The organism is Nonlabens ponticola (assembly GCF_003966335.1).
In the GTDB taxonomy this organism is placed as follows: domain Bacteria; phylum Bacteroidota; class Bacteroidia; order Flavobacteriales; family Flavobacteriaceae; genus Nonlabens; species Nonlabens ponticola.
This window is the reverse complement of the sequence record NZ_CP034549.1, coordinates 1,000,139-1,020,032: the sequence shown is the minus strand read 5'-3', so window position 1 is coordinate 1,020,032 and position 19,894 is coordinate 1,000,139. Positions and strand designations below refer to the sequence as shown.

General features: G+C 41.6%; 15 protein-coding genes and 1 riboswitch. Of the genes, 4 read left to right on the top strand and 11 right to left on the bottom strand.

Features of this window, described 5'->3' with window-relative positions:
* Positions 1 to 61: 61 nt before the first annotated feature.
* Positions 62 to 178: riboswitch (SAM riboswitch) on the bottom strand.
* A 373-nt stretch (positions 179 to 551) separates the two neighbouring features.
* The 3 genes from EJ995_RS04590 (at position 552) to EJ995_RS04580 (ending at position 5,179) form a co-directional block, all read left to right on the top strand.
* Complete coding sequence (locus EJ995_RS04590; protein WP_126446058.1) at positions 552 to 1,787, top strand: tail fiber domain-containing protein; 1,236 nt, start codon at positions 552 to 554, stop codon at positions 1,785 to 1,787.
* 242 nt (positions 1,788 to 2,029) lie between these two features.
* Complete coding sequence (gene metK, locus EJ995_RS04585) at positions 2,030 to 3,286, top strand: methionine adenosyltransferase (RefSeq protein WP_126446056.1); 1,257 nt, start codon at positions 2,030 to 2,032, stop codon at positions 3,284 to 3,286.
* Positions 3,287 to 3,667: 381 nt separating this feature from the next.
* Complete coding sequence (locus EJ995_RS04580; RefSeq protein ID WP_126446054.1) at positions 3,668 to 5,179, top strand: hypothetical protein; 1,512 nt, start codon at positions 3,668 to 3,670, stop codon at positions 5,177 to 5,179.
* Here EJ995_RS04580 and EJ995_RS04575 read toward each other — a convergent pair whose 3' ends face one another.
* From EJ995_RS04575 to EJ995_RS04535, 9 genes are all read right to left on the bottom strand, one after another.
* Positions 5,180 to 5,365: a hypothetical protein gene (locus tag EJ995_RS04575; RefSeq protein WP_126446052.1), complete on the bottom strand. Its 186-nt coding sequence runs from the start codon at positions 5,363 to 5,365 to the stop codon at positions 5,180 to 5,182.
* A gap of 4 nt (positions 5,366 to 5,369) precedes the next feature.
* Positions 5,370 to 5,861 carry a rhodanese-like domain-containing protein gene (locus EJ995_RS04570; protein ID WP_126446050.1) on the bottom strand — a complete coding sequence of 164 codons (492 nt, stop codon included), beginning with the start codon at positions 5,859 to 5,861 and terminating at the stop codon, positions 5,370 to 5,372.
* Positions 5,861 to 6,706: a metallophosphoesterase family protein gene (locus EJ995_RS04565; protein WP_126446048.1), complete on the bottom strand. Its 846-nt coding sequence runs from the start codon at positions 6,704 to 6,706 to the stop codon at positions 5,861 to 5,863. The genes EJ995_RS04570 and EJ995_RS04565 overlap by 1 nt, the downstream gene beginning before the upstream one ends.
* Positions 6,688 to 8,037, bottom strand: a complete 1,350-nt coding sequence (locus tag EJ995_RS04560; protein WP_126446046.1) for a sodium:solute symporter family transporter — start codon at positions 8,035 to 8,037, stop codon at positions 6,688 to 6,690. Before EJ995_RS04560 ends, EJ995_RS04565 begins: the two co-directional genes overlap by 19 nt.
* Before the next feature lie 211 nt (positions 8,038 to 8,248).
* Entirely contained in the window at positions 8,249 to 9,703 is a 1,455-nt protein-coding gene (locus EJ995_RS04555) for a SusD/RagB family nutrient-binding outer membrane lipoprotein (RefSeq protein WP_126446044.1), read from the bottom strand.
* Positions 9,704 to 9,774: 71 nt separating this feature from the next.
* A complete protein-coding gene (locus tag EJ995_RS04550; protein WP_126446042.1) occupies positions 9,775 to 12,987 on the bottom strand; it encodes a SusC/RagA family TonB-linked outer membrane protein in 3,213 nt (1,070 codons plus the stop codon).
* Between the two features lie 50 nt (positions 12,988 to 13,037).
* Positions 13,038 to 13,631: a TIGR04282 family arsenosugar biosynthesis glycosyltransferase gene (locus EJ995_RS04545; protein WP_241234689.1), complete on the bottom strand. Its 594-nt coding sequence runs from the start codon at positions 13,629 to 13,631 to the stop codon at positions 13,038 to 13,040.
* A 160-nt stretch (positions 13,632 to 13,791) separates the two neighbouring features.
* Entirely contained in the window at positions 13,792 to 14,865 is a 1,074-nt protein-coding gene (gene arsS / locus EJ995_RS04540; RefSeq protein WP_126446038.1) for an arsenosugar biosynthesis radical SAM (seleno)protein ArsS, read from the bottom strand.
* Between the two features lie 459 nt (positions 14,866 to 15,324).
* Positions 15,325 to 15,660, bottom strand: coding sequence for an arsenosugar biosynthesis-associated peroxidase-like protein (locus tag EJ995_RS04535; protein WP_126446036.1), 336 nt, complete (start codon positions 15,658 to 15,660; stop codon positions 15,325 to 15,327).
* 172 nt (positions 15,661 to 15,832) lie between these two features.
* Here EJ995_RS04535 and EJ995_RS04530 point away from each other — a divergent pair, with 172 nt between their 5' ends.
* Positions 15,833 to 16,021 carry a hypothetical protein gene (locus EJ995_RS04530; RefSeq protein WP_126446034.1) on the top strand — a complete coding sequence of 63 codons (189 nt, stop codon included), beginning with the start codon at positions 15,833 to 15,835 and terminating at the stop codon, positions 16,019 to 16,021.
* 53 nt (positions 16,022 to 16,074) lie between these two features.
* On the opposite strand, the gene EJ995_RS04525 is transcribed toward EJ995_RS04530, so the two are convergent.
* Both EJ995_RS04525 and EJ995_RS04520 read right to left on the bottom strand, forming a co-directional pair.
* The gene (locus EJ995_RS04525) at positions 16,075 to 17,505 is read right to left on the bottom strand and encodes an alpha-amylase family glycosyl hydrolase (protein WP_126446032.1); all 1,431 of its coding nucleotides are present in this window, start codon (positions 17,503 to 17,505) and stop codon (positions 16,075 to 16,077) included.
* Between the two features lie 43 nt (positions 17,506 to 17,548).
* Positions 17,549 to 19,894, bottom strand: a complete 2,346-nt coding sequence (locus EJ995_RS04520) for an alpha-amylase family glycosyl hydrolase (RefSeq protein WP_126446030.1) — start codon at positions 19,892 to 19,894, stop codon at positions 17,549 to 17,551.

Genomic DNA, 19,894 nt, shown 5'->3' with positions numbered 1-19,894 from the left:
ACCAGTGTGGTGAGATAACATCAAAAAAGAAACTGTGTGGTAGTATAACCTACTTACATGAGTATCATCTGGTCCACTTGCGTGGCAGAAATTAGCACCTTCTTCATTTAATGTCGACAAAAATGAAGGGTTGCTAAGGAGTCGATGGGTCTGTTCCCTCGTCCTTTCTTGATAATTTCAATATGGTTATGAACGTCGAGTACAAATATTCAAAAACAAAAATGACGTGACCAAATTATTTTTAGTTTAATTCCTAGTAAATTAGTAGGATTAACGCAACTAATTGAAATAAAGCTATTTAGATCAAAGATATAGTATAACTAATATGTTTTAGTATTAAAAGTTTTGCTTTATTTAACACACATCCATGCATTTCTCCACATTTGTTACGCCTTAACGTATTATAAAATTTAATAACCGACAAAGAGCTCAATTACAGGATTAAACACAATATGTGTGATTACACCTGTTAATTATAACACATTAACCTATGTTATTGAAACCTAGTTAGATAAAACACCGTTAGTATAGATGAACCAATACGATGATTTATGAATAATGCTTTACGCTATATTATTTTCTCTCTCCTTTTTTCAACAACCGGACTGTTTGCTCAAGTGGGCATAGGTACCATTGATCCTAATAGTGCCAGTATGCTGGATGTGCATTCCGTTGATGGAAATAAGGGAATCATGATTCCTAGAATAGATATTCCCGATCTTGATAGTCAAAATCCAATAGAAGGAACCATTGAAGAAAGTCTATTAGTTTACAATACTAATGGCATTACAGGAACTGGTTATCATTATTGGAATGGTACAGGCTGGAGCAGATTGACCACAAGTAGGGACAACGCGGCACAAACAGGAGCAAACAATGATTGGTCAAGAAATGGGAACGCAGGTACAACGCCTGGCGCTGATACTAATAATTACATTGGAACCAGTGACAATGCAGGCCTTTCAATTGCAACTAACGCAATTGAAAGAATACGAGTAGCAGCAAATGGAAATATAGGGATAGGTACTGGTGTAACAAATCCTAATAGAGCGCTGGTTCTTAAAACGGAAGCTGGAAGTGATGGTATAAGTTTGGATTTTGCCTCCTTTGATTTCAACATGATAAACAATGGCAGCTTCTTTGATATGCAACATACTGACATAAATGGTACAATAAGCATGGCCTTTGGTAATTCAAGACGACTATATTTTGAAGAAAGCAATTTGTTACCACGCATAGATGCCGCAAATAACTTCTCTTCTACAGATGGTGTTTATGATATTGGTAGGTCTGATAGACATTTCCGTCGTGTGTACACTAAAGGTGTTCACTCCAATGACCCTGGTGCAGATGGTGGCCTGAGAATCAACATAGGACCTTCTGGTGGATCAGAAGTTGATTATCACTTAACTGATTTTGCCTTTTTCCCCATTCAAAACACTAAAGATTTAGGTAGATCAGACAGACCGTGGAGAACTCTTTACTTTCAGAACGCAACTCAGGTAAGTGATAGACGTAAAAAAGAAAACATTAATGATCTATCACTTGGTCTTGAAACGATTCTCAAGCTTAAGACTTACAGTTACAATTATAAAACTGATGCCAGCGAGCGCGAGCAATACGGATTCATGGCGCAAGACTTGTTAGAAGACCTTCCTGAGGTAGTTCATACGGGTAATGACGATGAGCAAACACTATCAGTCGATTATACCGCTCTCATCCCTATACTGGTTAATGCGATTAAAGAACAACAGAAAAGGATTGAAGCTCTTGAAGCCAGACCATAGTATCAATGCCTAGACTATTGATATTTTGAAAATCTATTAGACGAAACTTTATAGGTGGCGATTATGCTTACATTTGCATCATTGAGGATTGATTTGACTGCTTGCAACCTCGTTTCTTTTACTAGAAACACAAATGCTAAAACAGATGTATTTCTTGCACAGTCTTTCTTTACCTTTTCAATTTTATAATAGTGCGATAGCGTTTGAAGATGATTCCGCTTTCGCGAAAGCGTAATTAAAACATGCCATATCTTTTTACATCAGAGTCTGTAAGTGAAGGTCACCCAGACAAAGTAGCCGACCAAATAAGTGACGCGCTGCTCGATAATTTTCTAGCTTTTGATCCAGAATCCAAGGTCGCGTGTGAGACGCTAGTAACAACTGGACAAGTCGTCCTTGCTGGTGAAGTGAAATCGGACACTTATCTAGACGTCCAAAACATAGCCCGTGAAATCATCAACGAGATAGGATATACTAAAGGTGAATACCAGTTTTCTGGTGATTCTTGCGGTGTTATTTCTTTGATTCACGAGCAGTCGCAAGACATCAATCAAGGTGTTGATCGCGAGAGTAAAGAAGAGCAAGGCGCTGGTGATCAAGGAATGATGTTTGGCTATGCGACTAGCGAGACCGATAATTACATGCCGCTGGCACTTGATATTTCTCATAAGATATTGATTGAGCTGGCAAAACTGCGTCGTGAGAATGATGCCATCACTTATTTGCGTCCAGATGCAAAATCCCAAGTTACCATTGAATACAGTGATGATAACCTACCGCAGCGAATTGATGCGATTGTTATCTCAACACAGCACGATCCATTTAATGAGGATGATGATGCGATGCTGGCGCAGATTAAAAAGGATTTGGTGGAGATACTTATCCCAAGAGTAAAAGATCAACTACCAGAATATGCGCAGAACTTGTTTAACGATGAGATTACCTACCACATCAATCCTACGGGCAAGTTTGTAATTGGTGGACCTCACGGCGACACTGGTCTAACTGGTCGCAAGATTATTGTTGACACTTACGGTGGTAAAGGAGCGCACGGTGGTGGCGCTTTTTCAGGAAAAGACCCATCTAAGGTGGATCGCAGCGCAGCTTATGCGGCGAGACACGTTGCGAAGAATCTTGTTGCTGCTGGACTGGCCAGCGAAGTACTCGTGCAAGTATCCTATGCCATTGGCGTTGTAGAACCTACATCGATTCTTGTAGATACCTATGGAACTTCTACTGTTGATATGACTGATGGTGAGATCTCAAAGCACGTCGCAGAACTGTTTGACATGCGTCCAGCCGCCATTGAGAAAAGATTAAAACTGCGCAATCCTATCTATAGAGATACAGCCGCCTATGGTCACATGGGTCGCGAGCCACGTACCATGACTAAGGTTTTTGAATCGCCATACAATGGTAAGGTGACCAAAGAGGTGGAATTGTTCACATGGGAAAAGTTAGACTTTGTAGAAAAGGTCAAGGAACGATTCTCAATCTAGATAGATGAAATCTTTGCTATTGTTGTAAAAGCTAGCATTAAATTTAAAGCCAGAATACAATTGTATTTTGGCTTTTTCAATAGTACCAAATGCATGCTTTTGTTCACTTTTATCTTCCATTTACTTTTAACAACCATTCATTGAAAAGTTTAAAAGCACTTTTCATAGATTAAGTGAGTTAAGGAAATCACAAATGCAAATCTGGATCATATCACTCTTCTACCTAGCGTGAATATTGTAAGACGCTGTACGCCAATTGTTTAATGTGATTAGTAAAACAGTTTTATCGACTAAGAGCTGTTTTTGTACTACAAACAACATGTTAATAGAGTTTTTGTCACTTTGATATGCCTGTACTTTTGGAATCTAAGATCACAGTACATGAAGACTTTTTACACTTACTACTCTACATTTTTATTTCTATTACTTGGCGCCATAGCATCTGCACAAGTTGGTATTAACACGGCAGATCCACACGCATCCGCAGCACTCGAAATTGCATCTGACACTTCGGGAGTTTTGATTCCTAGAATGACACAGGCGCAGATTGACGCTATCACAAATCCGGCTGAAGGTCTATTGACTTATAATAAGGATCTTAATCAATTCAGTTACTTTGACGGCGATTGGAACAATGTTGAGAGCGATGAGCAGCAACGCAAGACCACCGTATTAATTGAAAAAGAAAGTGATTTTCCAGACCCTGTAGATGGCGTCATCACACTTGATGAAAATCTTTCTTATGAGATAAGTGGTTTTATACCCTTAACGAATAGTATTGACATGAATAATGCGACTATTTATGGTCGTTTTGCGCAAAAGGATGTGCTGTTTGCAGACTCAGAAAGCAAGCCGATATTTAAGGGAGCGACCGGTGGTACTGTGAGAAATCTATCTTTATCCCGCAAAATAAATCCTGTGGACAAGTCCTTTGTAGGCACCGCAAAAGCTTTTGATCTTGATGCCACCGGATCTTTAGGCTCCACACCGCAAAATCTCGTACTTCAAAGTGTAATCATCAATGGTATGAACGATGTAGGTGAAGTTGATGGTTATGGTCTTGTGTTTTTTGATGTGGTACAGTATCAAAATTGTCAGCAAGGAGTGTCATATAATAGCGGTGGTTATTTATTGCTTAACGCTACAGGATGGTTAGAAAACAATGTAGGCACTTATGAAACGATTACAGGTGCCTTTCAATTAATCCAGAAACAATCTGGTTTTATGAATGTCGTTGCAGGTAATACAGGTTTTGATGTGACTGGAGTTACTGGCGTTGCTGGTAGTGCGGTATTAGAAGGATGTGTTTTTCTAGGTGCTGGAGAAAGAGCAGTTGGGGCTGGAACTTATCCAGGATATAACTTCCGCAATTTCTGGACGGTAGATTCGCCAGGTATTAATATGGAGAGTGATGATGTTGCTAGTGGTAACTATTACTATGATGGTGGTGTTACTAACGGCTATGCTTTCACTTGTTCTGCGGCAGACGTTGGCATACCAAAAAAGTTGACTAGCACATCAACAGCCTATACAACGGAATCCAACAATCTTTTCAGATTTGCTTATCCAACTGACAACAGACTTGTCTATGAAGGTATCAAAACCAGAAATTTTCAATTAAATGCCTCGTTATCAGTACGTGTAAATCAAACTGGCGAGTTCTACGGCTTCTTGGTTGCCGTAAACGACGAAGTTGTTACCGAATCAAATTCAATTTTCAGGGTCGATAACCCATCAGATATCCAGAATGTAGCGCTTAACACTATAGTTACCTTAAAACCTGGAGATTATATCGAATTATATCTTCAACGTATCACGGGAAATACAGATGGTGGTGGAAACGTTGTTAATTCTACCGTAGCAATCTTCAGTGAAAATTTGAGTATCAAATAATTAATCTGCCTTGCGCATTTGTCGCAATGCATACCATAAAGCCATAAGAAACAGGAACACGTACCATACGTATCCTGTTTCTTCGTTTTTATCAATTATCAGGTAATATCCAGCAAAACCAGCGCCAACTAGACAACACAGAATCATAAGTTGCCAAAACCACTTGGGGATTTTGAGATCGTTCATAAGACTAATTTATAGGAATTCCAGTTTTGAGGTATTTGCTCCAAGTTTTTGAATAAGTATGTACGCTATCAGTCGGTTGACCTAAGTCGTCAACCAATTCATATCCAGCATCTTTCCAAGAGAAAATGCTACCGTATAAGTTTCTCACATTCTTGTAACCAGCCTCAACAAGTCGCTCGCCAAAATCCTCACTACGCACACCTATCGTGCAGTAAACGATTACAAGCTTCTTAGGATTATCTCTCAACGATTTTGGTAAATTATTCTGATCAAAATTAGCGTCCACCCAATAAGCACCTGGCAGGTGACTTACCTCAAACTCTTCTTTTTTGCGCGTATCAAGGATTACGTAGTTTTCATAATCCATTTTGACTTCCTGAACTGTGATGTAGGGAACACTGTGCTGGTTATACTTTTCAAGTACTGATTTTATGGATTGCGCTTTCGCGAAAGCGGAACATATCAACATCACTGTAAGAACTAAAAGACTTCTCATCAAACTACAGCTTTTTGAACATCAAGTTCGATGGTCTTGCCTTGCTCCAACTTTTCTGAATCAGGTAAAATTTCCATATTATCCCAAATACCAGTTTTCAGGGTGTGCGCATATTCCTGCGGTAGGTGATGCTTTTTCATAAAATCAGCAGCTGTATTAAAGTCATACTGCAAAGTAACGTGCTCAAAATTTAAACCATCAGCATCATCTAGAATCATCGCCCAGGTTCTTGTCGTCCCATCATTGGCAGGCATACCTATGACACCTGGATTGAGCCATAATTGACCATTTTGAGAATCATGAAAAGGCAAACCGCAGTGGCCAGCAACAACTACGTCTGCGTTGAGAGCATCAAGGCTAGCTTGCTTTTCATACCAATTCGTTGAATTGAATATGAACTGCGACACGTGATCATAGCTGCCATGTACGACGCCTACCTTCTTACCAGCGAACTCAAAAAGTATGTGGTCTGATAAGGATTGAAAATATTGTTTGGATGCTGTTGGTAAGTTTGCTTTCGCGAAAGCGTACCAGATCTCACTAAAATTATCACATCGAGAGCCTGTGGTAAAATCGCAGCCGCAGTGATCCTCGTCATCGCGCAACTGGATTTCTACATTGCCCAAAATGCTGTGCACACCCCAATTTTTGAACAACTCGAGCGTCTCTTGAGGTTGACCGCAGTAACCGATAATATCACCTGTGCAAAGGCAGTTTTCTGGTGCAATGCCCTCTTTTTGGGCAAGATCTATTAGGCTCTCCAACGCTTGTAGATTACTATAAACACCACCAAAAAGGAGCATCTTACCGCTCTTTTTACCTAAGTCTATGATGTTTTTATCCATGATGGTATGAGGAATAATAGGAAACTGATAGCGATGCCGTAAACGTTGAGCCATAGTAAATCTGCGTACTTTCCAGTGGTAAAGATAAGCTCTTGTGGATACCATTGAAACACGAGTAGAATTCCAAAAACCAGACCGCAAATGACCGATAAAAAATAGCTGATTTTAGGTGCGTTCATTTTCCATAGCAGGAAGACTGGAGTAAGCCCAATAACCATGGTACCGCTGATGGTGGTGGCGCTTAGGATCTCGGCATCAAGGAATACAGGAATGGTTCCTAAGACGGCGACCAAAACCATCATAACACGTCCAAAAGTGACCGTCTTTCCCAGATTCAAATCAATCGTCAGCAATTTTGAAAAACTGCTGAATGTGCTGTCTAGCGTGCTGGCTGCACTGGTAATCATGATGAAATTGATAATGAGCAGCAGGACAACGCCTAGCTTTTTTGCGACCTCAACAGCGGCCTGACCTTGCAAACCTGCTTGCTGTGCATACACGCCAACCAAGCTGAATAACACAATACAAACTCCACCCAATAGTGCTGCCCATAAAAAGCTTTTACGCATGACTTTTGGGCTGGTGATAAATCCGCGATCTGTCAATACTGGATCGTGAAATGGGTAGCTGAAACTTTGAAGAATAGCTGCAAAAAACAAGTTCAATCCAAGCTCCATTGACCAGGTACCGCTATTCAATACGCTGGTGGTCGAGATTTCAGGTTTTGAGAAAATAACACTCAGAATGATTACCAATAATACGGAGAATAGCACCATCTGGATCACATCAGTAAATATTGAACTGCTCAGACCACCTTTCAATGTGTAGGCAAGTGTGAGAACTGTGAATACTAATATAGCTGCGTAGTAAGGTGTGCTACCTATGTCGCCAAAATAGGTCCCAATAACCATAGTGTTAGACCAGACTTCATTAAACAATCTGAAGCTGATCAAAATAGAAAAAAGCGCCACCGCTTGTTTATCGAATTTATCAGTCAGAAAATGATGTATGCTATTATAACCACCACTGGTGCGCAGCTGATAAATAATAACGCCAGCTACCGCAAATGACAAATAATATCCAGCATAGGCCACGCCACCTACCAGACCAAATTCTAATCCCAGATTGGCTGCATTGGTAATGCTTTTGGCAAAAATCCATGAGATAATCAAGCTACCCGTCAACATCATCATGCTGGGAGCTTTACCGCGATGCTGCGCCTTGAAGAACGTAGCTACATCTTTGGCATAGGGTGCCAGTATGAAAAAGATCACACTACTCGCGATGATGAGCAACCACTGTAAGGTTGATGTTTGGGTTAGAAAATCCAAGTGTTTGTTATTAATTTTCGTTTACAAGAATATGCTTGCTCGAGCGCAGTCGAGAGCTATCTCGATGTTAATCATATTATTGTTGCACCTATATATTTTGACACGTATGAAGTTTATTATCAGCTTTTGACTTTTAATGTAGGTCTCGACTACGCTCAACCAGGCATTCTTAATCTTCAATCAAAAATCTCAAATCATTAATCGTTAATCCCTATTCATCCCACCAAACAGGTGCATTAATACTATTACCATCAGTGGCGCTAGCTGCTACATTGTAATTGTCTGCGTTGAGTGCTGCTTCTTCAGTTGGATAAGGCATTCTTACTGGTATGATGCCGTTGTTTAAACTAGCCGATACATTTTTAAGCTCTGGAAATCCAGTACGTCGCCACTCGATCCAACCCTCATAACCATTGATCATGCTGGCGATCCATTTTTGAGTAATGATTTGCTCGATTGGGTCGTTGTCGTTATCATCAAAAGCGCCTTCTTCATCGAGGTAATCCTCTGGCAATTCCGTATTCCAGTATTCATAGGCTTGCTCTACAGCGGTTTCATAGAGATCTTCGGCATCAGCTTCAATCAGGTCACGTTGAGCGGCCTCTGCAAGTAGGAAGTTGGTTTCCCATGCGGTCATGTAGTTGGCGTCCAGCATACCTGTATTCTCACGGAAAATAGTTCCAGCCAGCGAGAAATCTGCCAGACTGACCGATGTTGAAGATGCGTCTATACCATTAATCAAACCTTCATAGTCATCGCCGTCATCGTTGTTGGCTCTAGGTCTAAAAAGCACTTCTACACGAGCGTCGTCTTGATCGTCCAGCACTTCTTCCATGGTCTCGCTCATTACAAAGTTATTGAAGTCACCAGCTCTCAATCGCGCCAAACGGAAGTTATTAGGCTCGCCATCAGTAAAGTTAAATACTGCATTTTCAGAATTATCGCTGATGTAATTTCCCTCATCAAACAGTTCCTGCAGCTGGTCGCTTACATCTACCTTATTTGAAATACGCATCAGTGCTTTGATCTTCAAACTGTTTGCAAATCGCACCCAACCATCCAGATCACCGTTGAACAAAACGTCACCTTCAAGCGGTATGGATCCTTCATAATTCTCGATTGCGGCAATTCCTTGATCGAGGTTGTCTAAGATTCCGCCAGGCTGTAAGTATATGTCTTCCTGCAAATCATAAGGTGCTTGCACAGTACCATCCAATCCACGGAACGCTTCAAAGTAAGGGACGTCACCAAAAATATCAGTCAGCGCAGCAGTCATGTAAGCTTTGAATATGAGCGATGGACCTTCATAAACCGCAAAGGCTGGAGTAGTTTGCGCTTGCTCTAGAATGATCTCATTGTCTCTCAAGTTTCTGTAAAAAATAGGCCATGGATCACCGCCCAATTGCGGGCTCTTCAATGCATGCCTATCGAATAGATTAAAATCCAGTGCCGTCAAATGCTGACTCAGCAAGCCACCAGCCACAAAACCCTCATAAGACATTTGCTCCCCATAATCATAAATCACTTGACGCAGCAGCAAACTAGGCTGCACGCTTACAGGTGCGTTGGGATTAGTATTGATTTCTTCAAAATCATCCGTACAGGACACTGCAATGGCGCTAATGATGGCAAGCAGTATTATATTGTATTTATATATGTGTTTCATTTTATTTGTTTCAAGTTATTGAGTCGGACTTCGAGTGCCTCAGTCCTCACTTTTACTTATAATTCCTAGTTCTAAAAATTAATTCCAGCCTTGATTCCTATGCTACGGGTTGATGCATACGACATGTCTTCAACTCCGTTTACAAAGCCTTGACCTTGCACGGCAAGTTGTTCTGGATCAAAATGTGGTATCTCACTAAAAGCAAATAGGTTTCTACCTATCAAGGAAACACGCATGGTCGCGCCTTCAGTGAAAAGACCTAACGCACCTTTTTTCAAATCAAAATTGTAGCCTACAGAAAACTGACGCAGCTTTAAATAACTGGCATCATATACATTGTTTTCCTCATGGTTGCGGTCGTAGAATTGACGGTAGTAACTTTCGGCAGTTACTGCTGTGGTGTTTCTGGTAAAAACTGGATTATCTGCAGTTCCAGTATTCACAACACCATCAGCAACGATGCCTTCTTCTGGTCGATTTGCTGTTTCTTCCAGCTGGCCACCAACGGCGCCTAATGAAAGAGTTCTAGACACCAGAATGCCGCCTTGTCTCCAGTCTAGTAAAAAGGACGCATCAAAGTTTTTGTAACGGAATGAGTTGGTCAATCCCAGCGTGAAGTCTGCATTGTAATTACCTAATTTTCTCAATTCAGGATCTGCAATAAAGCGTCCTTCATCGGTCAGGATAAAATCGCCGTCTTCATTGCGCAGATATCCTGTACCGTACAAGTCGCCTACTCTGCCACCTTCTTCTACTTGATGGAAAACCGTCTGGTCTGCGCTATTGTACACTCTTGAAAATCCTAGCGTCAATCGCCCTTCATCTTGTGGCAGGTCTTCAACGACAGCTCTGCTACTGGCAAAATTTGCCGTTGTGCTCCATTGAAAATCTGCAGTTTGTACGGGTATCGCGTTCAATATGATTTCCACACCTTGATTTCTTACCGATCCACCATTCACAACTTGCTGGCTAAATCCTGAAGAAAGGGCGATAGGTAACGATAAGATTTGATCGTCAGTCACAGCATTGTAGTAGGTAAAGTCAATGTTCAAACGCTGTTTCAATAATCTCAAGTCAAAGCCTAACTCCACACTGGATGTTGTTTCTGGTCTCAAGTTGGCATTGGGAATAAAGTCCTGATTGGTAAAGGTAGGCTGCGAGTTTACGGGCGTTTGCGACAAGAATGTCCCTTGCGTCTGGTATGGGTCTGTGTCGTTTCCTACCTGCGCATAACTGGCTCGTATTTTTGCAAAATCCACTACTCGCGGTAAATCTACCACGTTGCTGAAGATAAAACTGGTGGATACCGATGGGTAGAAAAATGAGGTGTTATCTGCAGTGAACGGCGTTGCAAGGGCGCTGGACCAGTCGTTACGGGCTGTAATATCTAGATATAAGACATTTTTGTATCCCGCTTTCGCGAAAGCGTAAACACTATTAATCCTTTTCCTAGAAGTAAAGCCAAAGGTCTCAATCGGGCTCGCTGCATTGTTCAATGAGAAAATACCAGGCTGCGCAAGACTAGTAGTCTGAATTTGCGTTGTCTGGGCAGATTGTGACAAACGATTTGCACCAGCACTAGCGTCAAGACTGATATCACCAAATTGCTTCTTGTAATTGAGCAAAAAGTCTGTGTTGACCTCACGATAAAAAACATCATGCTCAGCATAAGCACCATTGCGGAATCGGTTGGTAGAATAGTTGCGTAAAAAGCGTCGCTTCTCATTGCTGTAATCCATTCCTGTACGCACGGTCGCGGTAAGTTCTGGCGTCAATTCTCTGGTCAAAGAAACATTCCCAAAAACACGATCACGGCCAAAACTGTTGCGGTTCTCACGCAGTATAAAATACGGATTGTCAAAAAAGGTATAGTTAAACGAGTACTGCTGCACGCCTTCCAGACCTGGCTGCCAGTAGTCACGTAAATTTTCAATATTCAGTGATCGTGGACCCCAAGCGACCAATGAATAGTTCACGTTCTCACTACCGTAACCGTTAGACGGCCTATTGTCTGAGCCGCTGTTGACATAGTTGATACTGGCGTTGATGCGCGTCTTAGTATTGGGTGTAAAGTTCAGTTTTGTTGAAATAGTCTGTCGATCCAGATTCACACCAGGAATGATGCTTTCGCTGCGTAAATCTGTAAAGCTTAAACGATAGTCGCCACCGTTAAAACCATTGCTCACAGCGATATTATTGATTGCCGTGTAACCAGTCTCATAGAAGTTCTTGAGATTATCTGGATTACTCACAAAAGGTGTCGCCGTGATAGGCAAGCCACTATAAAGTGAGGTATCGCCACCGCGCACGACCGTACCATCTGGCAAGGTCACAGGACTATCAAATTGCGGGATGAGCAATCCTTGATCCAACCGCGGACCCCAAGAATAGGAAATATTGTCGTTGATACCACCGCCAAGACCATCGACATATTCAAACTGGCCACTGTTTCCTTGACCGTATTCGTTTTGGAATTCTGGTAATTTGAAAGCCGTATCCACAAAAAAGCTGGTGTTGTATGAAATACCCAATCCAGGTTGCCTGCCACCACTTTTGGTTTCTATGATCACTGCGCCATTAGCTGCTCTTGTACCATAAAGGGCTGCTGCGGCTGGACCTTTAAGCACTGAAATACTGGCTATGTCATCTTGATTGATCTCGCCTGCACCATTCCCAAAATCTACTTCCTGGAAACCTGCTGCGGCTTCATTAGTAAAATTGAATACTGTGTTGTTATTTACTGGCGTCCCATCCACAATAAACAGCGGATTATTATTTGAAAAACTGGCCTCACCGCGTATGGTGATTTTAGAAGAAGAACCAACGCCTGTTGCACCTGGCGTGACCGTCACACCAGCCACTTTACCAGCGATGTTATCGATAAGGTTGACCGCTTTTACTTCTTGAATATCTTGCTCTTCCAGCGTTTGAACGGCATAGCCTAACTCGCGTTCTTGACGCTTGACTCCTAAAGCTGTTACTACGACTTCGTTCAAAGAATCACCTTCTAGCAATGTGACATCCAGTACGCGACTATCACTTCCTACGGATAAATTTTGCGGTTGGTAACCTATATATGAAAATGACAATACCGCATTTTGTTGAACAGTGATCGAGTAGGTTCCATCTATGGATGATGTAGTTCCGTTACTAGTGCCGCGCTCGACAATATTGACAAAAGGTATGGACTCGCCGCCAGCGTCCTTGACTGTTCCAGTAATGGTAATTTGTGCCCAACCTGTGACACAGCACAAGAGAAGCATGAGTAGAGAAATTCTCTTCATGAAAAATTAATAAGATTGATAAAATGGGTTGGCTAGAATAAGCCAGATTTCTATGCTGCTAGCGCAGTAGGCGATCCTTTGTTTAAAGGACTTGAGAAAACGATTTGATATATACGATCTGATTGCGTTGCATACACCTGTGAATTCTCATCAAAAATATGCTTGATGATATTGATCAGACATTTACGTGAATCTTTCCCTTTTACAAACTGATACAAATCGCTTGCAGAATCGAGATCCATCAACGGTTCTAGATTGTCAGAGATGATACCTATATCTTCTTGAAGCTCTCGATAAGCGGTAGCAAGATTTTCAGTTTGCCATGGCAAGCTCTCAAAAGAACCAGCGTCGAATTCATGAGCATGAATTCCCATGAGATAATAACCACCATCGATCGACGGACCATTAACTGCATGACCTGTAGCTAAAGAATCAACTGCGGTAAATATGTGTAGCGTTGTTAATTGTGGCGTATCGTTACCAACACAAATGACTTGCTCATACCCTTTTTCAAAAACGCTCTGAATAGCATTTGAAAATCGAGCGCCAAAACTGTCTCCATGTTGATCGCTTTCGGTGATATGAAAATAGTCCAGACCGCTCTTTCGGACAGTCTTGAGGACATGACCATTCAATTCTGCCATCAACTTTTGATGATATGCGATAGATTTATGCACAGCATCAGCCTGCGCGGTTTGCGCGAAGACTAGTATGGCTGTATTTGATGGTTGGTTGTTGATGGTTACTTGTTATATAATTGGTTTCAAGTCCGCTTCCGCGAAAGCGTAATCCATAATTTCTTATTTACTCTGCAACGACACCTTGACAACTACTACCTGCACCAGCGGTACAACCATAGCAGTGTTGAGATATCTGGATCTTACGATCATTCAATAAATCCTCGTTGTAATCGCTGATGTGCTGGATCTTGTTATCAACTTTTAAATCCAACATCTGGTTAAAGTCGCAGTCGTACAACCAGCCATCCCAGGAAATGGAAATGGTATTGGTACACATCACGTTAGCAACCGCAGCAGGATTGTAGGCCTCTACAAGCGCATACATATAATCTTCATAGTTTTCGCTAGCCACTAGATAATCCAAAAATCTAGCAATAGGCAGATTGGTGATAGCAAATAGATTGTGAAACTGGATGCCGAAATCTTCTAACAAAGCAGCTTTCATTTCCTTTTCCATACTGGCCTGATCGCCTGGCAGGTAAGCACCACTAGGATTATAAACTAGATCTAAACGTAGATCGCTGTCAGGCATACCGTAACCGCGATCGTTCAATTCTTGAAGTGCCTTGATGGACTTGTCAAAAACACCATCGCCGCGTTGTTTGTCAGTCTTACCCTTAGTCCAGTGTGGCATGGATGATACCACGTGGATATTGTGCTTCTTGAAAAAATCAGGCAGATCGTAATATTTAGGATTGGCGCGTATGATCGTCAAGTTGGATCGCACGATGAAGTCTTGGATACCAGCTTTGGCAGCTTCTTCTACAAACCATCGGAAATCAGGATTCATCTCTGGTGCGCCACCTGTCAGGTCAAGCGTGTGTGCCTCGGTAGTTTTGATCACGTCCAGAATTTGCTGCATGGTGTCGCGCGTCATGATCTCTTTGCGGTCAGGTCCAGCATCCACATGACAGTGCGCGCAAACCTGATTACACATATAACCTACATTGACCTGCAGTATCTCGAGTTTTTTAGGCCTGAGCGGAAACTGATTAGTCTCCTTGATCTTCATGGCAAAAGACGGCAACTCGCCATCTGAAAATGGTTCACCGTTAAGGATCTCCATTTGTTTGTTAATATTAGCTAGGTCAGAATCTCTTTTTTTGAGACTCTTCTTGGTATTCACAGCAACACTCATACAGGCATTTCTCGGTTTAATAAATGACGGCTCATCCTTTATGAGCACGCCAATCGTAATGCATATTTACGATAAATAGTTAACAAAAGTTTCACAACGTGATCACTCTTATCTATGGTGATAGAAATCAGTATTTTAAATCTTAGGCAAGTCGCTCTCGCAATTTTCCAGGATAGCAGTTCTACGTTTCTGCTTAGGCAGAGGTTTGTGGTAGGTTGTAGCTCAGTACATTTTACAGATTTTTGGGATAGCGACTAGGTAGATCCCAGATAAATCGCTCTCGCGATTTTCTGGGATAGCAACTTCTACGTTTCTGCTTAGGCAGAAGTCTGTGGTAGGTTCTAGCTCGCTACTTCATACAGATTACTGCGGTAATAAAATCTAGATCCCAAATAAGTCGTTGCGCGACTTTTTGGGATGAGCATTTGTAAAGCGTTGTTTACAACGCTAACAAATTGCTCACATCTCAAGCTTATTGACTTTGTTCATCATTTGAACGCCATGAACTAGTGTGGCACCACCTTGTATGGCTCCTGCGACGTGCACGGCTTCCATCATTTCTTCCTTGGTGATACCTCTTTTTAATCCATCACTAGTGTAGGCATCGATACAGTACGGACAGTGAACCGTGTGTGACACTGCTAATGCGATCAATGATTTCTCACGGGCTGTGAGCGCACCTTCTTCAAATACTTTACCATAGTAGTCAAAGAACTTTGTTCCTAATTCTTCGCTCCATTCTGTGATTTTGCCAAATTTCTTAAGGTCTTTGGGATCGTAATAAGTCTTTTGCATCATTTTGATTTTAAGTGAGCAAAATACGATAGCCACCTCTCAATCAAATCAACAGGGCATTATTTAAATTGATGATCATGGGAATTAAACTGCTCCCATCATTTAAATACAAGTTAAACAAACACTTATCCTGCAGGATTCTTTTAGATTTGGTATAACCAAAACACATATTATGACAAAGATATTAGGAGGTATTATGACCGTAGGTGGTGCTATAGCGCTTGTATTAGGAGTGCTGGGCGCATTTGGAACTATGGAAATGGGTAGCGGCACCTGGCCGTGTATTATTCTAGGAGTAATTTTCTTTTTTGCTGGAGTTTCTATCATGAAGTATCAAGCTCAAGGAAATCAGGAATCTTAATAAAAAAGCCGCTATTCAACAATAGCGGCTTTTCTATCATTAACACTTTTCAATTATTTAGGTTGTAGCAACAGGAACTCAAATGGTGCCAGAGTGACCTTTTGATTTTCTTTCAACGTTACCGGCTGATCGGTCATCACATTGACAAACTCTCCTGACACAGACATTAGTCCAACAGAGACAGGCTCTTCTGAAAGGTTAGCGACATACATGATTTTATTACCATCTTTAGATCGCTGGAAGGCATAGATATTATCATCATCGTTGGTTTCTAGTCGCTGATAATCTGCAGCATTTCTACCACCGTGTAAGGCTGGATTATTCGACTTTAATTCAGTTAGTTTTTTCATACTTTCCCAAACCTTTCCCTTTTGCTTAGGAATAGAGTCTTTTTCAAAAAACTTCAAGCGCTTGTCCATACCATATTCCTGACCTGAATAGATCAAAGGCATTCCTGGAACAGCATAAGACATAGCTAGCATTGCCTCGCTGGCATTACCCATGCGCTCTTTGACGCTACCATTCCACGAGTTCTCATCGTGGTTGGTGACGAAATTCATGAAGTAGTCATCTTTCTGGTATGTAGTATCCATAGCCATCATGTATTCATCTAATTCATTAACATCAGTCTCACCTTGAGCTAAATCGTTCATGATGTGATGCAAGCCCCAATTATAGCCCATATCAAATGCTTCTTCAAATAGATCAGCTTGGTTGCTTTCTGCTAGCATGAAGACTGGTTTCATTTCTCTCAGCTCGGCATTATTTTTATTCCAAAAGTCGGTAGGAACCATGTTTGCCACATCACAGCGGTAGCCGTCAATATTAAATTTAGATACCCAATATTTCATGGCGTTGCTCATGGCTGTTCTCAATTCTTGGTTCTCATAATTCAAATCAGCCGTATCCGTCCAATCAGTGCCTGCTGGATGTATCACCTCGCCAGCATCATTTTTGGTATAGTATTCTGGATGTTCATTGATCCACCAGTTATCCCAACCAGTATGGTTTGCCACCCAATCCAGGATCACATACATACCATTCTCATGAGCAGTATCAATAAGCTGTTGCAAATCCTCATCAGTTCCTAGATCCGGATTGATCTTTTCATAATCAGCCACGGCATAATAACTACCTAAGTATTTTTTACGCTCTTCTGGATCTTTGATATCTTCTACCAACAAGTTTCCTTCTGCCTTTCTATTCTTTTCTGATATTGGAAAAATTGGCATCAACCAGATCACCTCAACACCCAGCTCCTTAAGTTGCGGAATGTCCTTTGTGAATTCTGCAAAAGTACCTTCTGGTGAGTACTGACGTATATTTGCCTCATAGATAATGGCATTTTCCATATCAGCATGCAAATCTTCTTGAGTTGCGGCCAGTTCCTTTTGTTGCTCTGGTGTTTCTTCTGTTACTGGTTTTTCTTCTTTACATGCCACCAGCATCGCTAGCACAAATAAAGACCAAATACATTTTTTCATAATTTAAAATTTAAGATGGTTGGCAATCCTACTGGATTGAATATTATTTTTTGTTTTTCAATTGGACCATGGCAAAATTCTTTGCTGGTACTTGGTAGTGCGTTTTGCTCTCAATGGCATTTACTGTTTTTACGGCAACATCATCGCCTGGCTTTTTCACTACATTAAAAGATATAGGATTTTCATTGAAAAAGATCATGGTGACCTCGTCAAAATAAGTCCTTCTTAAGAAAAGCATACCATTGCTTTCACTCACAATTTCTGTGGTGCCATAGATCAAGGAAATGGAATTGCGACGCAAGTCAACCAATTGCTTTGTGAGTTCTTTCAACTTAAGCTCGCGCTCACTCAAATCATCAAACTTCATCATGCGCCTGTTGTCAGGATCGTTTGCTCCTATGCTGCCATACTCATCACCATAATAAATCACGGGAACGCCAGGAATCGTCATGTTGAAAGCGTGCAACATTCCCAATCGATCATAAGCAGTAGAGTCGCTCATCATGACATCTCTAGTCCACCCAGCTGCTTTGGCATCTTCATCAAATGACACGTCGCCGCTGGCATAGCTTATGAATCTCGCACGATCTTGGTTTCCTGATATGTTGCCCATCAAGTGGTGATGACCGTAGTAATCCAGTCCTTTGGCTAGTGTTTGTGTTAGATTGCTGTATGATTTGTCCGCTTTCGCGAAAGCGGAAACACCACTATCATACATATTAAAATCAAACTGAGCATCTAGCATCCCAGTACTCAGGTAGCTGCGTATGAGGTCGTACGAGCCGTAAGTCTCGCCAATCTGGTAGAAAGGTCGATCAGTATTCTGGCGTATTTTTCTCGTGAGCGTTTTCCAGTAAACCTCAGGAACATGCTTTGTCGCATCATGACGGAAACCGTCCAGATCATACTCTGTCATCCAGTAAAGTGCAGAATCAGTCATTTTTTCAACTACCTCTGGCTTTGAGAAATCCAGCGTGGGCATGAACGTGTCAAACCAGGTGGTCAAGCGATGATCGTCCCAACGCTCTGTATTTAGCGAGCCGTCTGGCAAGTACAAATCTGTAGCCCAATCTGGGTTGTTTTGATATACTGGATGCTCTTCATGCACATGGTTTGCGACATAATCTAAGATGACATTGATGTCTCGCTCGTGTGCCGCGGCGATGATGTTCTGCATAAGCTGTCGATCGCCAAATCGGTCGTCAATCTTGGTATTTGAAACAGGCCAGTAACCATGATAACCGCTGAATTTTGTACGAGGTTCTGGCCAAAGACCGTAGGCTCCTTCAGGGTTTTGAGTGATGGGCGATAACCAGATGGTATTGATACCCAATTCTTCAAAATAGCCGTCATTAATTTTTTGCAGTACGCCAGCAAGATCGCCACCCATGTAATTGGCTTGTGGCAAGACCTCAGGATCATCCACCTTGCTTGAGTTTGATGGATCGCCGTCCAAGAAACGATCTACCATCATGAAATATAGCACTTGAGCATGATGATCTGTACGTGATAATTGATCTGGATCCGTAACGACTTTTCCATCCTGTACGGGAATCAACAAGTCGTTTGCAATCCCTGATAGATTACCACCATAGACACGCACTAGCTGCGTCTTATTATTACGGTTGGTAAAATCAACTTTAGGCAGATCAACTTTATAACTCAAACTGTCTTGCTGTACTTCTATCTTCTGATTGGCATACAGAACATACAGCTGATCGAGTTTTTCATTGGCCTTGAATGTAAAACCGTCCTCAGTGATTTGACCCAAGCTGAGACGTGGTGCTTTTTTGCTAGGTGTATTTCTAAGCAATCTGTTATAGCCGCCCATGCCGTTGCTCACGACGTCAAGATCGTTGGGATCTAATTGCTCTTCAACTCCATTTTCAACAAACAGATACTGAAAATTACCTTTAGGAATGGTAGCCAGATAATAACGCTCGCCATCTTCTTCCTTGAGATCTTGAAGTGACCAGTTGGTAAACTCACCTTTGATCTGCACATTTTCTGCGTCTCCATCATAAATTAGAGAAGCGGTCATCTCGTCTTTCTTGATAAACGGAATGTCGTTGCGTACGCCGTCAGTCCACAGCGTTACCAGATTTACGAATGGGTCATTACTACCAAACAGAACGCCGTAGAGAAATTCTGATCTCTTCTCGATAACCAGGCCATGAGTTGCTGTAATACTGTCTAGCTGAGAAGTCTCCACCAAAAAATCACGCACGTCAATTTGAACTCCAGCATTATTTGCATAAACTGGCAAGGTTTGACCTTGAATTATACTAGCTTTTGATGGCTTTGTTTGATCATCTGAACAAGCAGATAAAAGAATTAATAAACCTAAGGCTGGAATATATCGCCAAGAAAAAAATGAAATGATTTTCAT

Coding starts and splice junctions, on each gene's coding strand:
- EJ995_RS04550 (WP_126446042.1), bottom strand. CDS start 12,987: ATGAAGAGAATTTCTCTACTCATGCTTCTCTTGTGCTGTGTCACAGGT.
- EJ995_RS04590 (WP_126446058.1), top strand. CDS start 552: ATGAATAATGCTTTACGCTATATTATTTTCTCTCTCCTTTTTTCAACA.
- EJ995_RS04565 (WP_126446048.1), bottom strand. CDS start 6,706: ATGGATAAAAACATCATAGACTTAGGTAAAAAGAGCGGTAAGATGCTC.
- arsS (WP_126446038.1), bottom strand. CDS start 14,865: ATGAGTGTTGCTGTGAATACCAAGAAGAGTCTCAAAAAAAGAGATTCT.
- EJ995_RS04580 (WP_126446054.1), top strand. CDS start 3,668: ATGAAGACTTTTTACACTTACTACTCTACATTTTTATTTCTATTACTT.
- metK (WP_126446056.1), top strand. CDS start 2,030: ATGCCATATCTTTTTACATCAGAGTCTGTAAGTGAAGGTCACCCAGAC.
- EJ995_RS04520 (WP_126446030.1), bottom strand. CDS start 19,894: ATGAAAATCATTTCATTTTTTTCTTGGCGATATATTCCAGCCTTAGGT.
- EJ995_RS04555 (WP_126446044.1), bottom strand. CDS start 9,703: ATGAAACACATATATAAATACAATATAATACTGCTTGCCATCATTAGC.
- EJ995_RS04525 (WP_126446032.1), bottom strand. CDS start 17,505: ATGAAAAAATGTATTTGGTCTTTATTTGTGCTAGCGATGCTGGTGGCA.
- EJ995_RS04545 (WP_241234689.1), bottom strand. CDS start 13,631: ATGGCAGAATTGAATGGTCATGTCCTCAAGACTGTCCGAAAGAGCGGT.
- EJ995_RS04535 (WP_126446036.1), bottom strand. CDS start 15,660: ATGCAAAAGACTTATTACGATCCCAAAGACCTTAAGAAATTTGGCAAA.
- EJ995_RS04530 (WP_126446034.1), top strand. CDS start 15,833: ATGACAAAGATATTAGGAGGTATTATGACCGTAGGTGGTGCTATAGCG.
- EJ995_RS04575 (WP_126446052.1), bottom strand. CDS start 5,365: ATGAACGATCTCAAAATCCCCAAGTGGTTTTGGCAACTTATGATTCTG.
- EJ995_RS04570 (WP_126446050.1), bottom strand. CDS start 5,861: ATGAGAAGTCTTTTAGTTCTTACAGTGATGTTGATATGTTCCGCTTTC.